The sequence below is a fragment of the Nonomuraea sp. NPDC059194 genome, from assembly GCF_042754765.1.
GTDB lineage: Bacteria > Actinomycetota > Actinomycetes > Streptosporangiales > Streptosporangiaceae > Nonomuraea.
The window spans coordinates 1-2,351 of sequence record NZ_JBHZBH010000102.1 but is presented as its reverse complement, the minus strand read 5'-3'; the positions used below and the strand labels follow the sequence as shown (position 1 = coordinate 2,351).

Sequence of the window (2,351 nt, the reverse complement as noted above, 5' to 3'; positions counted from 1 at the left end):
TCGAGCGCGGCTACAAGGTGACCAGCGAGATCGCCGAAAGCGGCACCATCCATGTCACCTTCTCCCGCTGAACCGCCGCACGCACGCCAGCGATATTGAGTTGTTCTCAGCAACCGAAGATCACGTTGTGTGATGGCGACAGGGTCCAATCGTTCTCGCGGTAGAGCAGGACCAGCGCCGCCTGGGTGATCTTTCCGATGCGCCAGGGGTCGAGACTGACCCGGCGCAGGGCCTTGAATGTGACAGTGAGCAGGGCGTTGGCGCGTTCACCGACCCCGCGCAGGCCTCGCAGGAGCTTGTTGTAGGTGTGCTGATCGTCGCTCAGCTTGTGCTGGCCGGCCTTCTTCTTGATCGGGATGTGGATGATGTCGGAGGCGCCTTCGTAGCCCAGGTCGGCCGGAGTCGGCAGGTCTGCGCGGACGGCGGCTAAGGCGGTGACGGTGCCGTGGTGGCGGGCGCAGGTCATGTCGTGTTCGCGGCCGGGTCGTACGTCGGAGACCCACAGCGGCCAGCCGTCGGGAGCGGAGATGACCTGGATGTTGCCGCCGTGGTGCTTGTGCTTTCCGGACCACCACAGGTCGGCGCCGTTGGGGCCGGGGTGGCGACACGGTCGGTGGCGATGACGATGCCGTCGAGGTTGATGTGCGTGAGGCCCGCGTCCTGGGCTGCGTTCAGAGCTTGGTGCAGGTCTGGGGCATGCGCGGCCAGGACGTCGATGCCCTCGTGCAGGTAGCGGTAGGCGGTTGTGCCGCCGATGCCGTGATCGGCCGCCAGTTGCCGGAGGCGGGTGCCGTCGCAAAACCAGCGCAGGATGAGGACTGCCTGGGTGAAGCAGCCGAGTGCCCGGCGGCCGCGCCGGGTGCCTCGGCGGCGGCGTTCGGCGTGCAGCAGGGTGGACAGGAACAGCACGGTCTCCCGGCGCACATCGAGGGTCGCCGAGTATGTGACACTGGTAGACACGTGAAGCCTCTGATTTGTGAAGTTGATCTCTAGTCAAGACCACTTCTATCAGGGGCTTTACGCATGTCGATCATTGGGCCGCGGCATGCCGGGGGCACCCGAGCACTACGCAGGGCTACGAACGGTTACAGAGAACAGCTCAATGGCTCGCCATCGCCGTGCGTCGGTCACCGGCTTGGTGTGCATGCGGTCGGCCATCGCCTATCCGACGATGCGGCGGGAGAAGACTTCAGGACCACGGCCAGGTGGACAAAGCCCCGCTCGGCAGTTCCTCGTCGGCGCTCCCAAGTGGCATTCAGCCACCCTCGCGAGATATTTCGATAGTTACATACGCCCCGGGCCTCGCCCGAGCGTCTTCGATGGCCCTGCGTATATCCGACTTCTTGGAGTCAAGGTAGTAATCCGTACCATGGACGCCAACCAGCGGTCGAATCACTAGACGCACATTCTCCCATTTGGTCGACTCCATCTGTACCAATTCCGGAATATGCGATGTGAGCACGACCCAACCCCGGCCTTCCAGGGACTTCCTCGCCTCCAGGAGCGCCAGCAAACTATTCTGTGTCCCAACATCGATGACCAGGACATCCCTGATGTGATCGACATTGTCCCATGTTGCCTGGGTGGTGGAAGCCGCCAGCCTTCCAATAGCGCGCTCACGAGATGCCTCTGGATTCGGTCGGCTCTCCCTGAAGATAACCAGGCCACAGCCCGCAACCATAACGAGAGCGATCACACACAGGATGTTGGCGGCCAGCTTGAATAGCTTTGCTGAGTGTTGCCGCACCAACGCGGCGATCGGTTTCATGGAGGCAGCATCTCCTATCATTTCCGGACAGGCCGTGCGATAGCTATCACAGGGTGCCGTGAAACTCCTCGCCGATCGCCGCCAAGATCACCCGCCTGCTCAGTCTCGTCGTCATGCCGGCAATGATCCCAGCGTCGCCGCCTCGTCGAAGGTGATTCGGGACGCCGCCACGTACTCCCTGTGCTCCTCGGCCCACCGGATGAGCGAGCGCACCTCGACCGACAGCGTCGCGCCCGCCGGGGTCAGTGCGTAGTCCACCCGGGGCGGGGACGTCGATGTCACCGTACGGGACACCAGCCCGTCGCGCTCCAGGCTGCGCAGGGTCAGCGTGAGCATCCGCTGGGAGATCCCTTCGACGGCCCGCCGCAGCTCCGAATAGCGCTTCGGCCCGGCGCCGAGCAGCGCCATGACCAGCACGCTCCACTTGTCGCCGACCCGGTCGAGAACGTCGCGCAGCTCGCAGGTAGCGGGCAGGCCGGGCACAGCGGGCGGGCTAGTACTACATGGCTAGATCGCACGAGGTGATCGATCGGTTTCCCTGCGCGAGAAGGCTGGGGTATGTGACTGTGCTGGCGTGCCCCAG

The 2,351-nt window shown here is 64.1% G+C and carries 2 protein-coding genes and 1 pseudogene; all 3 read right to left on the bottom strand.

Annotated elements, in window-relative coordinates:
- Positions 1-106: 106 nt before the first annotated feature.
- A pseudogene (locus tag ACFXJ8_RS43950) lies at positions 107-960 on the bottom strand (transposase family protein).
- A gap of 295 nt (positions 961-1,255) precedes the next feature.
- Positions 1,256-1,768 carry a hypothetical protein gene (locus ACFXJ8_RS43945; RefSeq protein ID WP_379651520.1) on the bottom strand — a complete coding sequence of 171 codons (513 nt, stop codon included), beginning with the start codon at positions 1,766-1,768 and terminating at the stop codon, positions 1,256-1,258.
- A gap of 111 nt (positions 1,769-1,879) precedes the next feature.
- Entirely contained in the window at positions 1,880-2,251 is a 372-nt protein-coding gene (locus tag ACFXJ8_RS43940; protein ID WP_379651519.1) for a winged helix-turn-helix transcriptional regulator, read from the bottom strand.
- Between the last annotated feature and the right edge of the window lie 100 nt (positions 2,252-2,351).